Below are 18,246 nucleotides of genomic sequence, written 5' to 3' on the forward strand. Positions count from 1 at the left end.
TGTCCACGCCGTTCTCGCGCATGCACCGGGCGAGCTCGCGCAGTTTGTCGACCTGCTCCGGATCGACCCTCGCGCGGTCCTTGACCGGCACGTGCGCGCGGCACGCCTCGGTGGCGTCCCTGAGCTTCTTCTTGTCGACGTCCTTGATGATCGTGCTGAGGCCGCCGCCTCCGTCGGCGCCCGGGTCCTCCATGGGGATTCCGTGCTCCCGCATGCACTGGGCGAACTTCCTGCCCTGCTCCGCGCGGTCGGCGGTGGCGGTCGCGCCGGCGCGCACGACGGGCTCGGCGGGGTCGGCGGGGTCGGCGGAGGCCGCCGCCACGGAGGCGACGCCCGTGCCGCTCTGCCCGCCGCCGCATCCGGTGGCGAGGAGGGCCAGGGCGGTGGCGATGAGTGTTCTTCTCATGCGGCCAACGTGCCGGGCGCGCTTCAACGCGGGCTGGGAGCCGCCTCGGAGTCAGGTAGGAACACGCGGAACGCGGCGCCCGCGCCGGGCCGGGTGTCGACCTCGACGCGCCCGCCGTGGGAGCGGACGATGGCGGCGACGATGGCCAGGCCCAGCCCGGCGCCGCCGTCGGCTCGCGAACGGCCCTGGCCGACCCGGTAGAGGCGGTCGAACAGGCGCGGCACGTGCTCGGGCGGGATGCCGGGGCCTGTGTCGGCCACCTCCAGCACGGCCGCGCCGTCCGTACGGCCCACCCGTACGGTGACGTCGGCGTCGGGCGGGGTGTGGCAGAGGGCGTTGCCGACGAGGTTGGCGGCGACCTGGCGCAGGCGGGCCTCGTCGCCGACGACGGAGACGGGGGCGAGCGCTCCGCCGAGGCCGGTCAGCCTGACGTGCCGCTCCGGCACGCGGACGCGGGCGTCGCGGATCGTGTCGGCGGCCACCTCCAGCAGGTCCACGGGCCCGCGGTCGAGCGGGCGTTCCTCGTCGAGCTGGGCCAGCGTGAGCAGGTCGTTGACGAGCACGCCCATCCGCGCGGCCTCGTCCTCGATCCTGCGCATGGCCTCGTCGGCGTCGCCGCCCCTGCGGTGCAGCTCGGCGAAGCCGCGTACGGAGGTGAGCGGGGTGCGCAGCTCGTGGGAGGCGTCGGCGAGGAAGCGCCGCATGCGGGTCTCGGACTCGGTGCGCGCGGCGATCTCGGCCTGGAGGCGGTCGAGCATCACGTTCATGGCCGTGGCCAGGCGGCCCGGCTCGGTGTGCGGGTCGCGGGCGTGGACCCGGCGGGCGAAGTCGCCGCGGGCGATCTGCCCGGCGGTGGCCTCCATCCGGGTCAGTGGACGCAGGCCGAGGCGTACGACGGCGTTGGCGGCCAGGCCGATGAGGAGCAGCGTGACCGCGCTGACGGCGACGGCGATGGCGATGGCGGAGGTCTCGGTCTGCTCCAGCTCGGCCAGCGACTGGGCGATCACCCAGGTGTTGCCGTTCGGCAGCTCGACGGCGTGGAGACGCCACGGGTGGTCGGCGGTGCCGGGCACGGTGTACGTGACGCCGGTCCGCAGGTCGTCGATGACCGGGCGGTCGTCTACGGCGGTGTCGGCCTTCAGCTTGCCGTCGGGCGTGAAGATCATGACCAGCTGGGCGGACGCGAGCCGCCTGGCCAGCAGCTCGGAGACGGCGTCGGAGCGGACCGGCTTGGCCGGGAACACCAGCTCGCCCTTCGTCTTGCCGACCTTGGCCAGCTGCTCGATCTGCCGGTCCACCCGGCCCATCATGTTGTCGCGCAGCAACGCGATGCCGACCACGTTGGACAGCACCAGGCCGAGCGTGGCGAGCCCGAGCACGGCCATGACCAGCCGGGTGCGCAGGCTCCAGGAGGCGGGCCTCACCGCGGGATCCTCAGCGTGTAGCCGACGCCGCGCACGGTGTGGATGAGCTGCGGCTCGAACTTGTCGATCTTCTTGCGCAGGTAGTAGACGTACGACTCGACGATGCTGGAGTCGCCGTCGAAGTCGTAGCGCCAGACGCTGTCGAGGATCTGCGCCTTGCTCACCACGCGCCCGGCGTTGGCCAGCAGGTATTCGAGCAGGTTGAACTCGGTGGGCGACAGGTCCACCGGCACGCCCGCCCGCCGCACCTCGTGGGCCTGCGGGTCGAGCTCCAGGTCGGCGTAGCGCAGGACGTCGTCCTCGGGGCGGGAGCGGCTGCGGCGCAGGATGGCGCGGATGCGCAGCACGACCTCCTCCAGGCTGAACGGCTTGGCCACGTAGTCGTCGGCGCCCACCGTGAGCCCCTGGACGCGGTCCTCGACGCGGTCGCGGGCGCTGAGGAACAGCACGGGGACGCGCTCGCCGAGCCGCCGGGCGACCTCGAACCCGTCGATGTCCTCCAGCATCACGTCGAGCACCACGATGTCGGGCCGGAACTCCCTGGCCGCCGTCACCGCCTCCGCGCCGGTCTCCGCCGTCCTGACCTCGAACGAGACCAGGCGCAGGGTCTGGGACAGCAGGGCGCGGATGTTCGGCTCGTCGTCGACGACGAGCACCCGGGCGGGTCGGTCCATGGGTAAAGGTGTACCCGAGTCAGCTCAATGCCAGCTCAAAGCCGTTATTTCAGGAAGAACACCGGTCCGCGGGCACGGAAGGGCAACGAGGCGCCCTGGGGCAGCAGGAACGCGTGCTCCCTGCGGATGCGCAGCACGTCGCACCGACCGTCGGTGATCACCAGGATGGGCCCGTCGGGCGGGAAGTCGTCGGCGCGTTCGAGCAGCCGGACGCCGGGCTGGAGCACGGTGCCGCCCCGGCCGCGCACCCGCACCTTGCCCGCGATCTCCTCGACCGGCAGGTATCCGGCGTCGTACGCGGCCGCGTCGCAGAAGACGACGCGGGCGCGGGGCACGTCGCGGGCGGCGGCGTAGGAGGCGATCGCGCCGAGCGCCTTGCCGAGCAGCTTCACGTCCATGGAGCCCGAGGTGTCCAGGACGACGCCGAACGTCCGCCTGCGGACGACCTCCTCGGGCCGGATCCGGCCGGGCCGCGGGATGTCGGGGCTGGACGCCTGCCTGCGGGAGGCGCGGGCGTAGGAGCGCCGCCGCTCCTCTGGCTGGAAGTGCTCGTCGAACCAGCGGGCGAGCTGGGCGTCCCAGGGCAGCGGCGGCTGGTCGAGCGCGCGGATCTCCTGCTCCAGCCCGGCGGGCACGGACCCGCGTCCGCTGGAGTGGTGGTAGGCGAGGCCGTTGCGGAGCGCGTTGCGGTAGTACTCGTCGAGGTCGACGTAGCCGCCCTCGCGGCGGGGTGGGCGGTCGAGCACGTCGCCGAGGCCGCGCCCGCGCAGGGTGGCGAGTTTGCGCACGCGTCGCAGGTCGCCGGCGATCCGGTCGTAGACGGCCTCGGCGGACATGCCGCTCAGCGACTGGTCGAACAGCAGCCCTTCCGGCATCTCGCCGACGCCCATCTCGACCAGCCAGCCGTTGATCACGTAGTCGCAGGCGACGTTCCACAGGTACGGGTCACGCAGGCCGGCCCGTTCACCGTGGCGCAGCGCGGCGTGCAGCATCTCGTGGGCCAGCACGAACCGCCATTCGGCCGCGGAGTGCCGGGCGAGCGGGTTGACGTAGATCTCGCCGGCCTCGGCGCTGACCGCGGCGATCGAGATGTCCCAGCCCCTGGCCAGCTCGGCGTCGGAGACGATCGTCATGCCGCTGGCCAGCGCCCCGAGCAGCGGATAGGACGACATGAACCAGCTCAGCGCCGCGTCCCACGGGCCCTTCTTCGCGGCCGGCGCGCCGGACGGGGCGAGCGCGACGGCGGCCGCCTGGGCGATGCCGGCCGCGAACGTCCGCGGAAAGTCGCGCCGCGCGGCCAGGTCGGCCGGGCCGATGCGGAAGTCGGGCTCACCGCGCGGACGAAACCGCTCGGGCACGCCGGTCCTGCGCCACTGCTCGGAGAGCGTCACCTCGTCATGCTCGGGCAGGTCGCCGGGGAGCGGCTCGGGGCAGCGCCCGATCTTGAGCGTACGCTGGAACCGCTCGACGGCCAGGCAGCAGGCGGCGTGGTAGGCCGGGTCGGGACGGTCGCCTGAGACGTCCCCCGGGGCGCAGGCTCGCGGGTCGGCGTGGCCGAAGCCGAGGTGGAGCAGCAGGTGAGCGAAGACCCACGACCACTCCTCGGCGGGCGCGCGGCGTTTCGGGTGGTGGTGGACGAACCCGCCCTCGGTGACGATCGCCCAGGTGTCGTTCGCCAGTTCGTCGTCGTCGGCCGCGAACAGGTCGGTGGTGAAGACCCTGAACAGCGGCTGCCGGACGACGGCGCCCCAGCCCTTGAGCACCTCCGCCCGCCACGGGTCGAGCTTGGCCTTGCGCCTGCTCACGATCGGGCCGCCATCAGCCGGGGCACGTCCCTGGCGACCTCGACGAGGAACCAGGTGGGCAGCGCGGGCGCGCCGTCGGCGTCGTTCGCGATGACGAGCTGGGCGCATTCGAGGGAGATCTCGGCCAGCTCCACCAGCAGCGTCTTGGCGCGGAAGCCCAGGTCGCGGCCGCTGCCGGAGGCGCCGCGCTTGTCGGCGGGCAGCTCCTTGACCAGACGGGCGCGGAACGCCTCGGCCAGGAAGTAGAGCAGGTCGCGCTCCTCGGGCCGCCGGGGCCAGGGCGCCTCCCCCTTCAGCACGGCCTCCAGGTCGTAGGCGTGCCGCACGGTCTTGACGTAGGCGCGGAAGGCGGAGGCGTGCGCGGCGGTGAGCGTGCCGAACGCGAGCGCGGCGAGGGTCTCGTCGGCGATGTCGTCGCCGTACGAGCCGAGCACGTCGGACAGCATGTGCCAGGCCCGCGGCGAGGAGAACGGCTCCTCGGTCTTCGGCGGCGGGCTCCACAGGTGGTCGGGCCGCTGCACGAGGTAGTCGACGATCCACGGGTGCACGCCGTGCTCCGCCGCCCACTTCAGCCAGTCGTCGGCCGAGGCCCGCAGGTGGACGTGGATCAGGCGGTTGATCAGCGCGGAGGCCATCGGGCGGGCCAGCGCGTTGTCGGTGGCCCGGTTGCCGGCGCCGATCACCACGGACCCGGCCGGCAGCTCGTACGTGCCGATCCTGCGGTCGAGGATCAGGGAGTAGAACGCCTTCTGCACCTCGGGCGCGGAGGCGTTGAGCTCGTCGAGGAAGAGGCAGTAGGGCTCGTCCCTGGCGATCGACTCGGGCGGTGCGAACCGGCTGCGGCCGTCGACCAGCTCGGGCACGCCGATGAGGTCTTCGGGGGCGAGCTGGGTGCCGAGCAGGGTCACGCACTCCAGGCCGAGCGCGGCGGCGAAGTCGCGCACCAGCGAGCTCTTGCCGATGCCGGGCGCGCCCCACAGGAACACCGGCCGGACCACGGCGACGTGCAGCAGCAGCTCGGGAAGTTGGGCCGGGGTCACCGTGATCGTCGCCTGCACGGTCTCCAGAGTGGCGAATCCGGCGCACCGGGCGCATCACATTAAATCCTTTGCCCGCCCGATCGGCCGCTGCGTACAGTGACGCGCATGGCATCCGGATTCTGTTGTCCCGTTTTCATCCGCATCCGCCGCGGCCGGGCTCTGGCCCGCCGGCGGATGCTCCTCACCGGCTGATCCAAGGCCGGCGCGCGTCCGCCAGGCGTGCCCAGGGCCCTTCGAGACCCGGCAAATCTCGAGGACCCGGAAGGGCAGTGCTGTGGCGCAGAACTTCGCGCACGGAAACTATTCACACACCCAGAAGAAGGCCAGGAACAGCGGTGGCGGCCGCACGCCCGTGGATCGGGCGCGGCGTACGCTCTCGCAGAATTTCCTGGTCGACGGTCATGCCGTCGAGCTGATGATCAAGGCCGCCGCGCCTGAGGGGCTCGTGCTGGAGCCCGGCTCGGGTGAGGGCGTGCTGACCTTCGCGCTGGCCGAGGCGGGCGCGCAGGTCGTCACGTACGAGGTCGACCCCCGGCTGGCCGGCCGGTTGGCCTCGCGTACGCGTGACGACTCCCGCATCACGGTGGTCAGGGGCGACTTCACGGCCGCGCGGGCGCCGCGCGAGCCGTTCGCGGTCGTGGGGAACATCCCCTACGCGATCACGTCGAAGATCGTCGACTGGTGCCTGCGGGCGCCCGCGCTGACCTCGGCGACGCTGCTCACGCAGCGGGAGTACGCCCGCAAGCGCACCGGCGACTACGGCCGCTGGAGCCTGGTCACGGTGGAGACGTGGCCGTGGTTCCACTGGCGGCTGGGCGACACGGTCGGCAGGGAGGCGTTCCGTCCCGTGCCGTCGGTCGACTCGGCGATCCTGCGGATCGAACGCAGGCCCGAGCCGCTCGTGTCGGGGCGGCGCTCGTACCAGGAGCTCGTCGAGCTGGGCTTCGGCGGCGTCGGCGGATCGGTGCGAGCCTCGCTGAAGACCCGTTACGACGGGGTGGACGCGGCGCTGCAGGCCGCGGGCGTGGCCCGCGACGCCGTCGTCGGGCACGTCCACCCCGACCAGTGGGTCACCCTGTGGGGGCGCCTATGCCGATGACGTGGCCGTGAGCCTGCCCGGAGCGGCGGGCGGCGGCCCCGGGGCCGCCGAGACGCGGCGGCCCCACGGCATCGCCAGCGCCAGGATCGGCAGCAGCACGATCGACGCCCGCGACCAGTACGAGTGCAGCTCCCACCAGGTGTTGACGTCGAACTGCGTCATGTAGAGGTAGCCGTAGCCGGACCAGAGGCAGACGGCGAGGATGGCCGGCCAGGCGAACCTCGTCGGCCGCGCCACCAGGAACGGCATGAACCACAGCAGGTACTGGGCGCCCAGCCGGGGCGTCATCACCATGAACACGAGCAGCACGGCCGTGGTCAGGTCGATCGGGTCGGCGCGCCGCCACAGGACGAGCACGACGATGACGCTGACGTAGATGAGGTTGGTGCCGAACGACGCCAGGTCGGGGCGCAGCGCCCAGTCGCCGCCGGTGAACCAGGGTGTCCAGCCGTATTCGCCGACGATGGGCCGGATGTCGCGGATGGTGTCGATGACCGCCGGGATCTGCTGGAGCGACGTGCCGGCGAAGACCGGCAGCGTGACCAGGAAGAACAGCGGCACCAGCCCGGTGGTGAACAGCGCGGCGATCCGGGCGCGCAGGTTGGGCAGGAGCAGCAGCATGCCGGGGATCAGCCAGATGGGCCAGCTCTTGGCGCACAGCGCGAGCCCCATCAGCACGCCGGCCAGGGCGCCGCGCCGCAGCAGGGCGCGGTCGCCGGGGCCGGGCAGCAGGGCGCGGTGGAGCATGCCGCCGGGGCCGAGCACCCGCGGGACGGAGCCGCGCACGCCGTACGCCGCCACGCCTTCGCGCACCCTGGCCACCACGTCGGTGACCATGCCGGGCCGCTCGGGACCGCCGGGGCCGCGGGCGACCACGAACGCGGCCACGCCGAAGACGAGCGCGACCGGCTCGACCTGGCCGTGGACGCAGGCGATGAGCACGGCGAGCGGGTTGAGGGCGTACTGCAGGGCGCGCAGCGACGCCTTCGGGCCGCCGGCCAGCTTGGCGACCAGCGGGATCAGCACGATGTCGGAGACCACGGTGACCAGGCGCCCGGCGTATTCCCACGGGATGCCGAGCCACAGCAGGATGCCGTAGACGTAGGGGATGGTCGGCAGGAAGTGCCAGCCGCCCTCGCTGGCCAGCACCGGGTCCTGCCCGCGCAGCACGGCCTCGCCCGCGGGCCTGAAGCTCTCCACGAAGTCGACGGGCTGCCAGGTGTCGACCGCGGAGGTGCACATGATGAGCACACGGACGGCCGCGCCCACGAGGATGGCGACGATGAGCGGGGGACGCCAGTCGCGCCACTGGGCGACCAGGGCGAGGGCGACACCGGCGACGAGGACGATCCCAGTGAGAAGTGCGTAATCCATGGCGGGCTCTAGCCTGCCGCAACATGGGGAGTCCTGCCACCGGGGCTTGCCATTCTTATCCCCGACATGCCGACACGTATCCCGATACGGGGTGCCGCTCTGTGCTGAACTTTTTCCATGGGGGGATCGCAGGTCAACCAGGCACTGATCAGGCTCTATTTCGAAGTGAGGGATGGGCTGCGCGACCCGGTCGCCGCCTGGGCGAAACTCACCGGCAACGCGGATTCCTACCGCCGGGCCAGGGGTGAGCGGCGGGTGCCGCTGGACGACGGCACGGCGGCCGAGCTCGCGGCGGCGGCGATCGTGCACACCGCGGCCGAGCACGGGGCCGACCGGGTGGCGGCGCTCGCGACCGCGCCGCTGGCGCGGGTCGTCGGCGGTCTCGGCGGCGCGGTGCTGACCGAGCATCCGTGCGCGCCGGAGCAGGTGCTGGGGCCGTGCTTCGCCGGCCCGAAGGCCGACGACTGGGCGCGGCAGGCGTACGTGCTGCTGTGGGGCGAGAACAACCGGATGGTCCGTACGGCGGACACGCCGTCGGTGATCGCCGGGCGGTACAAGGGGCAGAAGGTCGTCGCGATCGGCACGCACCCGACGCGGCTGTCGGACGAGACGCTGGTCGTCCGGCCGGGCACCGACGGCGCGCTCGCCATGGCCATGGGGCACGTGCTGCTCAAGGAGTTCTTCCTCGACCGCTCCCCCTTCGCCGGGCACGCGATGGAGCACACGGACCTGCCGTTCCTGGTGCGGCTGCGCGAGCGTGAGGGGGCGTACGTGCCGGGCGGGCTGACCGGCGAAGCCTGCGACCGGCTCAGCCTGTACGGCGGCGAGTCGGTGGAGGTGCTGCTGCCGCGCTTCGACGACGGGCCGCGGGTGCTGCGGCGCGGGGTGCCGGTGCGGCTCGACGGCGGCGAGCCGGTGACGACGGTGTTCGACCTGCTGCTGGCCGTCTACGGGGTGTCCCGCCCTGGACTGCCGGGGTCGTGGCCGGACGGCTACGAGGACCGGCGGGAGCCGTACACGCCGGCCTGGCAGGAGGCGTACACGGGGGTGGCCGCCTCGCGGGCGCTGAAGACGGCGCGGGAGCTGGGCGTGACGGCGGAGAAGACCGGCGGGCGATGCGTGATCGTGCCGGGCCGGCTGGAGACGCCGCACGCCGACACCGCCTACCGGGCGATGCTGGCGCTGCTCGTGCTCACCGGGTGCGGGAACGGGTGGGCGCAGGCGAGCGCTCCCGGCATCCCGCTGGTGCCGTACCTGTGCCTGCACGCCTGCGGTGAGGACCGGGCCGACGTGGGGGCGCTGAGCTGGGCGCTGGCCGAGGGGCTGTTCGAGCGCAGGACGTCGCGGTCGGTGCTGCTGGAGGCGGTGGAGTCCGGCTGGCCGATGGCGCCGCCGCCGCTGGTGCTGGCCCTGCCGCGGCCGATCTACCCGCTGCCGCCCGAGGTGGACCTGCTGATCGGGCCGGACGAACACTGCGACCTGTCGCCGCCCGACCCGGAGCTGGTGGCCGGGGCCGTGACCCGGTTGTCCGGGCCGGCGGCCCCGGCCGAGCCGGGGGGCACGCGGGAGTCGGGGCGGATGCGGCTGCTGGTGGACCACGCCTGGATGCACGAGTACGGCGAGGCGCTGCCCACCTACCGGCCGCCGGGCCAGGGCATCCCGCTCAAGCCCACCCAGCTCGTCCGGCCCGGGTGATGCCCCGGCCGGCTCAGAATCCTGCGGTGATCCTGGTGAACTCCCAGTCGGACTGCGCGATGCCGCTGCAGTGCGCGGCCACGCCGCCGCCGGGGCAGGGCCGGTCGCGGTTGACCGCCCAGTACGCGAGCCTGGTGAGGCCCCGGTCCCTGGCCCAGTCGCGGATCTGCGTCCACGTGGCGGGTGTGGTCAGCTCCTGCTGGTCGGACAGGCCGTTCATGCCCGAGATGCCCATGCGCGCGTACGCCTGGGCGTCGCTCCAGCCGAAGGCGTTCTTGAGCGCGTTCTTCAGGCCCTCGGACGCGTTGACGGTGTCCTGGTAGAGGTTCGAGCCGCCGAAGTTGAACGGCATGATCGTGTAGTTGTCGATGGGCACGCCGAGCTCCCTCGACCGGTTGATGAGCCGGATGCCGTGCGCGTCCGGACCGGTCCTGGTGGTGCCGAAGGTGACGACGACCTTGACGTTCGGGTTGTCAGCCTTGACGATCTTGAGGCCGTTCAGGATGCGGTCCTGGACGGTGTAGTTGGCGAACTCGTCGGTGTTCTCGATGTCGAAGTCCACGACGGCGGGGCCGACGGCGTCGATGACCCGCTGCACGGCGCCCGCGAAGGCCTCCGGCGAGGAGCAGTTGGGGCCGAGCTTGTTGCCCGACCAGCCGCCGAACGAGACCTGGACGCTGCCGCCCTTCGACTTGATCGTGTTGATCGCCTGCTGGTCGGCGCCGCCGGTCAGCGGGCGCTGGCCGTCCCAGGCGGGGTTGCAGCCGCCGCCCGACAGGATGAACGCCATCGTGAACGAGCGCACGCCGGTCGTGTCCATGACCGTGCCCGGGTTGGGCGGGCTGCCCCAGCCCATGTAGAGGTAGGGGGCGCCGGGCATCCTGGCCGGAGCCGGGCCGGGGCCGCCGCCGCCCGTCGCGGTGGTGGCCGTGACGGCGTTGCTGGGCGCGGAGAGGTTGCCGGCCGCGTCGCGGGCGCGGACGGTGTAGGTGTAGCTCGTGGCCGCGGCCCGGCCGGTGTCGGTGTACGTCGTGCTGGTCACCGTCGCGACCTGGGTGCCGCCGCGGTAGACCTGGTAGCCGGTGACGCCGACGTTGTCGGTGGCGGCGTTCCAGGCCAGCGACACGCTGCTGGAGGTGACGCCGGTCGAGCGGAGGTTGCCGGGCGCGGAGGGCGCCGCGGTGTCGCCGCCGCCGCCGCTTCCGGCCCGCCAGAGCGCGGGCACGTTCGGCGGCTCCCAGCCGGGCTGGGAGGTGTGCGGCTGGAGGCAGACGTAGTCGACGCCGTTGTAGGTGACGACCGCGCCGGCGGCGTACGACGTCCACGGGGCCCAGGCGGCGGCGACCTGCTGGATCTCGGCGTGGGCGACGGGTGCGGAGACGGCCGCGGCGCCGGTCAGGGCGAGCGCCGCTCCGGTGAGGAGGGCGGTGAGCCTGCTGCGTAATCTCATGACATTCCTTCGAGGTGCGGCTTGACGGTCGTGGAGAAGGACCAGTCGTGGCTGGCGTCCCAGTTGATGGACCAGGTCATGACGCCCCGCAGGCCCGGGTACGCGCGCGGTGGCACGAAGCCGCCGCAGTTCGTCCGCGTGGTCAGGCAGTCGAACGCGCGGTTGACGACGGAGGGCGCGACGACCCCGCCGCCCGCGGCGCCGGGCCCGGCGGGCAGGCCGAGGGCCACCTGGTCGGGGCGCAGGCCGTTCTCCAGCTGGATGCAGGCCAGGGCGGTGATGAAGTCGACCGAGCCCTGCGCGTACGCCTGGTTCTGGTCGCAGCCGAGCATCGAGCCGGAGTTGTAGAACTGCGTGTGGACGATCGTGAGGATGTCCTTGATGGACAGGGCGAGCTTGAAGTACTCCATTCCGGTCGACTGCATGTCGATGGTCTGCGGGGCCATCGTGATGATGAAGTCGGGGCCGGCCTGGGCGCGCAGCGACCTGAGCGCCTGCGCCATGTAGGTGGCGTTGAGGCCGTTCTCCAGGTCGATGTCCACGCCGTCGAAGCCGTACGTCCGCATCAGGGCGTGGACGGAGTCGGCGAAGCGGGTGGCCGCCGCGGCGCTCGCGACCTGGACGCGCCCGGTCTCGCCGCCCACCGACAGGATGACCTTCGTGCCGCGCTCGCGCAGGGCCTGGACGTCGGCTCTGAACTGGGCGTCGGTGTAGCCGCCGACCGCCGCGGCGAGCCCCGGGTCGAGGGCGAAGGCGACCTCGCCGGGGACGGCGGTGGCCTCGCCGAACGCGACGGCGACGAGGTCGTACTCGTCGGGGACGGCCGACAGCCTGAGCTCGGCGGCCTGGTTCACGAAGTTGTGCCAGTAACCGGTGAGGACGCGCTCGGGCAGCGTGCCGCCGCCGCCCGTGCAGCCGGTGGTGGTGGCCGTCACGGGGTCACCGGCGGCCGATTCGCCCTGCGTGTTGTACGCCCTGACCGTGTACGTGTGCGTCTCGCAGACGCCGAGCCCGCCGATCGTGGCGGTCGTGCCCGTGACTGTCGCCTTGACAGCGGTGCCCTCGTAGACGCGGTAGCCGGTCACCGTGCCCGCCGACGCGGCCCAGGAGAGGGTGATCGAGGTGCCGGTCGCGGTGGCGGAGGCCGGGCCCGGCCTGCCCGGCACGCCGGGGGTGGGCTCGCCGCCGCCGCAGGGCTGCCCGTTCACGGTGCAGCCGGTGATGCCGGGGAAGTTGCCCGGGTTGCCGTTGAAGCCGAACGTGGCCTCGGCGCCGGGCGCGAGGGTGGGCGCCCAGCTCGGGTTCGTGAACGTGTAGCGCTGGCCGCTCCTCGACATGACGGCGTCCCAGGCGGACGGGATCGAGAAGCCGGCCGGGACGTCGAACTGCACGTTCCAGCCGTTCATCGTGGTGGAGGTGGCGTTGGTGACGGTGACCCGGCCCTCGAAGCCGGAGCCCCAGTCGGCGGTCTTTACGAACGTCGCAGTGGGGGTCGCGGCCTGGGCGGGCGCGGCGATGAGGGACGTCGCCAGGATCGGGACAGCCAGGAGGATCGCACGGAGTCTCACGGTTCGTCCTTCGGGGGGTGTGGCGTGCCGTACGGCTTGCGCCGGGGGGTGAGAGCGCAAGCCGTACGGGCTCTCGGCCCGCGCCAGGATGGTCGGCGGCCCTTTGCTTGGGTTGTCAGGATCTGTCTGGACGAAGATTACTCTTAGTAAAGTTTCTTAAGAGTTGTGGCGATCGTAGTCCTGACTGAACGTCCTTACAAGACCCAATCGGATGACACGACAAACCTTGAGATATCGTCCCGAGGCAGTGGCCGACTCGGCGGGGGCCGACTCCGAGCGCCGCTTCCATGACGTCCGCGCTTGGGCGGACAATCCACACTTTTTGACGATGGGGCTTTCATGTTGTCGTTCTTGGCGGCGAATCCCTCCTGGCCGGAATCGGCGGAGGCGGAGATGATGTACCGGTTCGAGGCGGACGCGCCCGCCGCGATCCGCGACACCTTGGGGATCGACCGCGTCCGGCTGGGCGGCGGCGTGGTGCTGGCGATGCGACACGACCCGGTGAACTACTGGAACAAGGCGCTCGGGTTCGGGTTCGCCCAGCCGGTGACGGCCGACCTGATCGGCGAGATCTGCGACTTCTACAGGAGCCGGCAGGTGCCGTCGGCGGTGCTGCAGCTCGCCCCGTCGGTGTTGCCCGCCGACTGGGGCGACATCTGCGCCGCGTACGGGCTGTCGCGGGCGTCGACGTGGGTGAAGCTGGGCCGTGAGCTGTCCGAGCCGCCTGCGCCGTCCGGCCCGCGGGTCGAGCGGATCACCACCCCCGAGGCCGCCGAGGAGTGGGCCTCGGTGCTGGTCGGCACGTTCGGCTGGTCGGACCGGCCGCTGATGGAGATGTCGGCCGCCCTCGCCCTGCGGCCGGACGTGCACGCCTTCGCCGTCCGGGCGGACGGCCGGATCGTGTCGGTGGCCGGGCTGAAGGTCAACGGCGAGACGGGGCATCTGTTCGGCGGCGCCACGCTGGAGGCGTACCGCGGGCGCGGCGGACAGAGCGCGCTGCTGCGGGCGCGCATCGCCGCGGCCGCCGAGGCCGGGTGCCGGGCCGTCTTCGCCGAGACCGGCGCCGAGGGGCCCGGCGAGCACAACACGTCGCTGCACAACATGCGGCGCGCGGGCCTCGTCCCGCTGTACGAGCGCGTCAACTGGCGTTGGAACGCCGCCTAGCGCTTGCGGGCCATCCCCGCCATCCCCAGCTGCTCACCGGGGGTCAGCTCGTCGGCGGCCACCGGCTCGTCCGGGCGCCAGAGCGCGGTGTGGACGACTCCCGGGGGCAGCAGCTCGAAGTCGCCGAAGCAGCGCTCGATCTCGTCGGGGGTGCGCGCCCACCCCTCCTCCAGGCTCTCGCGGGTGATGCGGGCGAGCTCCCGCTGCGCGGGCAGGCCGGTGTCCACGAGCGACGTGATGAACAGGTGGCTGCCCGGCGCCAGCGCGTCCCGGTAGGCGGCGAGCACGGAGCCGGCGATCTCGGGTGACAGGTAGTGCAGCATGCCGACGAGCATGAGCGCGACCGGGCGGTCGAAGTCGATCAGCCGGGTCACGTCCGGATGGCGCAGCACGCTCTCGGGGTCGCGGACGTCGGCGGTGACGACCGTGGCGGCCTCGTCGCCGCCGAGGATCTGGCGGCCCTGCACGCGGACGAGGGGGTCGATGTCGACGTAGACGACGCGGGCCTCCTTGTTCCGCGCCCGGGCGACCTCGTGGGTGTTCTGCGCGGTGGGCAGGCCGCTGCCCAGGTCGAGGAACTGCGCGAGGCCGGCCTCGCCCGCGAGGTGGCGCACGCCTCTGATCAGGACCTTGCGGTTCTCCACGGCCGACTCGCGCAGGCCGGGGATGTGCTCGGTGGCGTAGCGGGCCAGCTCGCGGTCGGCCGGGAAGTTGTTGGCGCCGCCGAGCAGCGCGTCGTAGGCGCGGGCGATGGTGGGCTCGCCGACGTCCAGACCGGGGGGCGGCTGGTCGGTCATGGGGGGGTTCCTCCCAGAGCGGTGTCGCGTACGGGCAGTCTGTCATGACAGATCCGGCACCGGCTCGGCCTTCCCTCGGTCACACCGCGGAGAACAACGTCACCACGCCGGCGGCCACGAGGGCGGCCGCCCACATGCGGTCGACGTTGAACCACGCGCGCCGCAGCACGGTCAGCCCGGCCACCTTGTACACGACCACCGCGACGGTCCCGGCCACGGCGAACATGGCCAGCGTGTGGTAGAGCGCCACACCGAGGCCGCCCGACACGGCGTGCCCGGCGTGCCCCTCCGCCTACAGGCCGGTGAACACCGGGACCAGCATGAGGCCCGCCCCGTGCGCCGACGACATCAGGAACGACCAGCAGGTCAGCTGCCACAGCGACAGCCGCATGCCCACCCACCGGAAGTGCCGCTTCGACAGCAGCCGCCACAGCCCGAACGCCACCAGCACCACCCCGCCGCCCACCGCGAGCGCGGTCCCGGTCACGACGGACCCGGTGGCCGCGACCACGAGGGCGACCAGGGCCACCGAGGCGAGGTGGCCCAGCGCGATCATCGGGATCGACTGCAGCAGCCGGTCGATGCTGCGCTCCTGCAGGCCGCGGGCCACGGCGAAGAGCCACCCCATGGCGGGGTTGAGCCCGTGGAAGGCGCCCAGCAGGAGCACCGCCGCGAGGGTCACGGGAAGCAGTACGAGTCGGAGGAGGCGTCGCCGCCCTGCAGACGCACCTGGTGGGGGCGCAGGCCGCGGAAGGCGTCGCCGTGCGGGAAGAAACGGGTGTCGAAGGTGAACGACTCCGTGTCGATCTTGGCCATCCAGGCGCTCACGCCGTCGGGGTAGAACTGGTCGTCCCAGGAGCCGTACAGGGAGTTGGTGAGGTAGACGCGGCGGCCGTCACGGCTGACCTCGACCATCTGCGGACCGCCGGCCAGCGGCAGGCCGGGCTCGGCGGGGTGCGGCGCCCGCCGGACGATGCCGCCCGCCCGCAGCGAGCCCAGCTCGACCGGCTGGAACGGGTCCGTCACGTCGTACTGCTTGAGCTCGCCGGTGCCCCAGCAGGAGACGTACAGGCGGGTGTCGTCCACCGACAGCGCGATGTCGGTCACCAGCGGCGGCACCGCGCCGAACGGCTTGAGCACCGGCGGCAGCAGATCGGCGTCCGCCGGCTCCGCGGGGATGGAGATGACCTTGCGCACCCGCCAGCGGCCGTCCTCGTGGAACCAGACCCAGACCGAGGCCGACAGGTCCTCGACGCTGGTCACGACGCCGGCGAAGCCGTACAGGCGGGTGGGGTCGTGGGCGGGGCGCAGCTCCAGCGCCATCTGGTGCGCGTCGCCGAGGTCGGCCTCCTGCAGGTGGGTGCGCTTGCGCAGGTCCCAGAAGTGCAGCTTGTGGCCGTACTTGCGGCCGAGCAGCAGCTCGCCGACGACGCCGTCCTCGACCATGGAGGGCGTGCCCCACTCCGAAGTGATCATGACGTCGTGGTTGATGTGCCACCAGAAGTCGTAGGCGAGATACTGCGGCCCCCGGTCCAGCTCCCACTGCCCCAGCACCTCGAACGACGTGTGGTCGAGCACCGCGATCCCGCCCGGCCCGTCGCGGCCGTCGGCGCCGCCGAGCGCGGAGACGTACAGGCCCTCGGGGCCGCAGTGGACGGTGTGCGGGCGCGAGTAGCCGGCGCGCCGGGCCAGCTCCTCCGCCTCGACGACCTTGACCAGCTCGGGGCTGAGGCGGTCCTTGGTGTCGTAGATGTGGATGCGCGAGGAACGCAGGCCGGGCACGACGAGGTAGCGGCGCTCGACGTGGGGGTGCGGCGCGTTCGGGCACAGGGCGCTGCTGCAGGCGTTCCACCCGAAGTGGTGCAGCTCGTCGCCGGTGCCGGGCAGGTCCGTCCAGCCGGCGACCGTGCCGTAGGCGGGTGAGGACGGGTCGGTGTCGATGACGGCCAGCGCGTCCGGCCGGGCGGCGGCCCTGTCGAAGGCGGCGACGTAGGCCAGCTTCTCCTCCGGGGCGCTCGCGGCGTCCCTCGGGGAGGGATAGAACGTGGGGTCCGGAGTCCAGAACGTCATCTCTCCACACTCCGGCCAATTCCCTACACGGTCAATAGGTAATATGGAGTGACCTCCACTTGTTTCACCCTGATATACCGTGACATGTCGTAATTTGGCATGAGGAGAAGCATGTTCTTCGGCATCACGGATTTCTGGGCCTACGTGATCGGCGCCTTCCTGGTCATCCTGCTGCCGGGGCCCAACTCGTTGTTCGTGCTCTCCCACGCCGCCCGCAACGGCGTACGCCAGGGCTACCGCGCCGCGGCGGGCGTCTTCGCCGGCGACGCGGTGCTCATGTTCCTGTCCGCCGCCGGCGCCGCGTCGCTGCTGCGCACCCATCCGGTGCTGTTCACGATCGTCAAGTACGCCGGCGCCGCCTACCTGGCGTGGATCGGCTTCCAGATGATCCGCGGCGCCTGGCGCAGCCGGCGCGCCGCCGCCGTGGAGACGGCCGAGCCCACCGAGAAGAGCGTGCGGCCGTTCCGCAAGGCCCTGACGATCAGCCTGCTCAACCCGAAGGCGATCCTGTTCTTCGTCTCGTTCTTCGTGCAGTTCGTGGACCCGGACTACGCCACGCCGGCGTTGTCGTTCCTCATCCTGGCCGCCGTCATCCACGTCTTCAGCTTCCTCTACCTGACCACGCTGATCTTCTGCGGGACGTTCCTGGCCGGCCAGTTCCGCCGCCACCGCAGGCTCAGCACCGGACTGACCTCGGGCGTCGGCGCGGTCTTCGTGGGTTTCGGCGCGAAGCTCGCCACCACGTCACTCGGCTGAGGTTCAAACACAGACCGAACGTGTCTGACGCGGCAAGCGCACCACCGGGCCTCGAGTACGGTAGGCCACCGGCCCGGGACGGCGGTGATGGCGCATCGGTGACACCGAGCGGACCATCCGGAAAGCCTTGCCCTCCGAACCCCGGGTAGTCGCCGATCGTCGGTCGAAATGCGGAGCAACCTTGAACCATCCACCCGTCACCCTGCCACGCCTGACCGCTCTCGCCCGGCAGGCGGCCCCCAAGCTGCTCGAAGCCGTCGTGGCGCCGCTGGCGGTGTTCTACCTCGCCCTGGCCGTCCTCGGCGACCGGTGGGCGCTCGTCGTGACCGCCGCCTGGGTCTACCTCGGCGTGGCCTGGCGGCTGGCCAGGAGGATCAAGGTGCCGGCCACGATGTACCTGGCGGTGTTCGCGATCACGGTCAGGACGGTCGTCGCCCTGTGGACCGGCACCTGGATGTGGTTCTTCATCCAGCCGGAGATGGGCACGATCTGCATCAGCATCGCGTTCCTGGCCTCCGTCCGGCTCAACCGGCCGATCGTGCAGAAGCTGACGCTCGACTACATCCACCTGCCGTCCGCGGTGCTCAAGCACGAGCGGGTGCGCCGGTTCTTCGCCCGGATCACCCTCCTGTGGGCGTTCGTGCTGCTGGCGAACTCCACGCTGAGCATCTTCCTGGCCGTCTACCAGTACCTGGACGGCTCACTCGGCGCGTACGTGCTGCAGCGCACCTCAGCGGTGGCCGTCATCAGCGGCACGGCGATCGCGTTCTCGATCATCGCCTTCAAGCGTCTCCTGCAACGCCTCCAGGTCGCCCACGCCTGACCGCTCGGCCAGTAAGAACGCCCCCGCTCATGCCCCCGCCGAACGGGCCGTCCGCGAGGGTGACGAGCAGCCCCCTGAGCACTTCCTGAACGGGCCCGCCG

The 18,246-nt window shown here is 72.1% G+C and carries 17 protein-coding genes; 5 read left to right on the forward strand and 12 right to left on the reverse strand.

What is annotated here, in order from left to right; all coding sequences use genetic code 11:
- The 5 genes from C1J01_RS33090 to C1J01_RS33110 form a co-directional block, all read right to left on the reverse strand.
- On the reverse strand, positions 1–406 hold a 406-nt coding region (locus tag C1J01_RS33090), incomplete at its 3' end, for a hypothetical protein (RefSeq protein ID WP_111182904.1).
- 23 nt (positions 407–429) lie between these two features.
- Complete coding sequence (locus C1J01_RS33095) at positions 430–1,830, reverse strand: sensor histidine kinase (protein ID WP_220040219.1); 1,401 nt, start codon at positions 1,828–1,830, stop codon at positions 430–432.
- Positions 1,827–2,504, reverse strand: a complete 678-nt coding sequence (locus C1J01_RS33100; protein ID WP_111182905.1) for a response regulator transcription factor — start codon at positions 2,502–2,504, stop codon at positions 1,827–1,829. The genes C1J01_RS33095 and C1J01_RS33100 overlap by 4 nt, the downstream gene beginning before the upstream one ends.
- 44 nt (positions 2,505–2,548) lie before the next feature.
- Positions 2,549–4,309, reverse strand: a complete 1,761-nt coding sequence (locus C1J01_RS33105) for a vWA domain-containing protein (protein ID WP_220040220.1) — start codon at positions 4,307–4,309, stop codon at positions 2,549–2,551.
- The gene (locus C1J01_RS33110) at positions 4,306–5,367 is read right to left on the reverse strand and encodes an AAA family ATPase (RefSeq protein WP_111182907.1); all 1,062 of its coding nucleotides are present in this window, start codon (positions 5,365–5,367) and stop codon (positions 4,306–4,308) included. Before C1J01_RS33110 ends, C1J01_RS33105 begins: the two co-directional genes overlap by 4 nt.
- A 334-nt stretch (positions 5,368–5,701) precedes the next feature.
- On the opposite strand from C1J01_RS33110, the gene erm reads away from it, so the two are divergent.
- Complete coding sequence (erm, locus tag C1J01_RS33115; RefSeq protein WP_438943162.1) at positions 5,702–6,448, forward strand: ErmE/ErmH/ErmO/ErmR family 23S rRNA (adenine(2058)-N(6))-methyltransferase; 747 nt, start codon at positions 5,702–5,704, stop codon at positions 6,446–6,448.
- Here erm and C1J01_RS33120 read toward each other — a convergent pair.
- A complete protein-coding gene (locus C1J01_RS33120; protein ID WP_111182909.1) occupies positions 6,437–7,822 on the reverse strand; it encodes a putative hexosyltransferase in 1,386 nt (461 codons plus the stop codon). The genes erm and C1J01_RS33120 overlap by 12 nt on opposite strands.
- Positions 7,823–7,939: 117 nt before the next feature.
- On the opposite strand from C1J01_RS33120, the gene C1J01_RS33125 reads away from it, so the two are divergent.
- Positions 7,940–9,517, forward strand: a complete 1,578-nt coding sequence (locus C1J01_RS33125; RefSeq protein WP_111182910.1) for a molybdopterin-dependent oxidoreductase — start codon at positions 7,940–7,942, stop codon at positions 9,515–9,517.
- 13 nt (positions 9,518–9,530) lie between these two features.
- Here C1J01_RS33125 and C1J01_RS33130 read toward each other — a convergent pair whose 3' ends face one another.
- A complete protein-coding gene (locus C1J01_RS33130) occupies positions 9,531–10,967 on the reverse strand; it encodes a carbohydrate-binding protein (protein WP_111182911.1) in 1,437 nt (478 codons plus the stop codon).
- Positions 10,964–12,535, reverse strand: a complete 1,572-nt coding sequence (locus C1J01_RS33135) for a chitinase (protein WP_111182912.1) — start codon at positions 12,533–12,535, stop codon at positions 10,964–10,966. The genes C1J01_RS33130 and C1J01_RS33135 overlap by 4 nt, the downstream gene beginning before the upstream one ends.
- 339 nt (positions 12,536–12,874) lie before the next feature.
- Here C1J01_RS33135 and C1J01_RS33140 point away from each other — a divergent pair, with 339 nt between their 5' ends.
- The gene (locus tag C1J01_RS33140; RefSeq protein WP_111182913.1) at positions 12,875–13,699 is read left to right on the forward strand and encodes a GNAT family N-acetyltransferase; all 825 of its coding nucleotides are present in this window, start codon (positions 12,875–12,877) and stop codon (positions 13,697–13,699) included.
- On the opposite strand, the gene C1J01_RS33145 is transcribed toward C1J01_RS33140, so the two are convergent.
- From C1J01_RS33145 to C1J01_RS33155, 4 genes are all read right to left on the reverse strand, one after another.
- Positions 13,696–14,496 carry an SAM-dependent methyltransferase gene (locus C1J01_RS33145; protein WP_111182914.1) on the reverse strand — a complete coding sequence of 267 codons (801 nt, stop codon included), beginning with the start codon at positions 14,494–14,496 and terminating at the stop codon, positions 13,696–13,698. The two genes, C1J01_RS33140 and C1J01_RS33145, sit on opposite strands and share 4 nt — an antisense overlap.
- Positions 14,497–14,575: 79 nt before the next feature.
- Entirely contained in the window at positions 14,576–14,764 is a 189-nt protein-coding gene (locus tag C1J01_RS53540) for a hypothetical protein (protein WP_328589695.1), read from the reverse strand.
- A 24-nt stretch (positions 14,765–14,788) separates the two neighbouring features.
- Positions 14,789–15,178 carry a hypothetical protein gene (locus C1J01_RS53545; protein ID WP_328589696.1) on the reverse strand — a complete coding sequence of 130 codons (390 nt, stop codon included), beginning with the start codon at positions 15,176–15,178 and terminating at the stop codon, positions 14,789–14,791.
- Positions 15,175–16,566, reverse strand: coding sequence for a selenium-binding protein SBP56-related protein (locus C1J01_RS33155; protein ID WP_111182915.1), 1,392 nt, complete (start codon positions 16,564–16,566; stop codon positions 15,175–15,177). Before C1J01_RS33155 ends, C1J01_RS53545 begins: the two co-directional genes overlap by 4 nt.
- A 111-nt stretch (positions 16,567–16,677) precedes the next feature.
- Here C1J01_RS33155 and leuE point away from each other — a divergent pair, with 111 nt between their 5' ends.
- Together leuE and C1J01_RS33165 are read left to right on the forward strand one after the other, a co-directional pair.
- Complete coding sequence (gene leuE, locus C1J01_RS33160; RefSeq protein WP_111182916.1) at positions 16,678–17,322, forward strand: leucine efflux protein LeuE; 645 nt, start codon at positions 16,678–16,680, stop codon at positions 17,320–17,322.
- A 181-nt stretch (positions 17,323–17,503) separates the two neighbouring features.
- Positions 17,504–18,145: a VC0807 family protein gene (locus C1J01_RS33165; protein WP_111182917.1), complete on the forward strand. Its 642-nt coding sequence runs from the start codon at positions 17,504–17,506 to the stop codon at positions 18,143–18,145.
- Positions 18,146–18,246 lie beyond the last annotated feature (101 nt).

It is taken from the genome of Nonomuraea aridisoli (genome assembly GCF_003236395.1).
GTDB classification, from domain to species: Bacteria; Actinomycetota; Actinomycetes; order Streptosporangiales; family Streptosporangiaceae; genus Nonomuraea; species Nonomuraea aridisoli.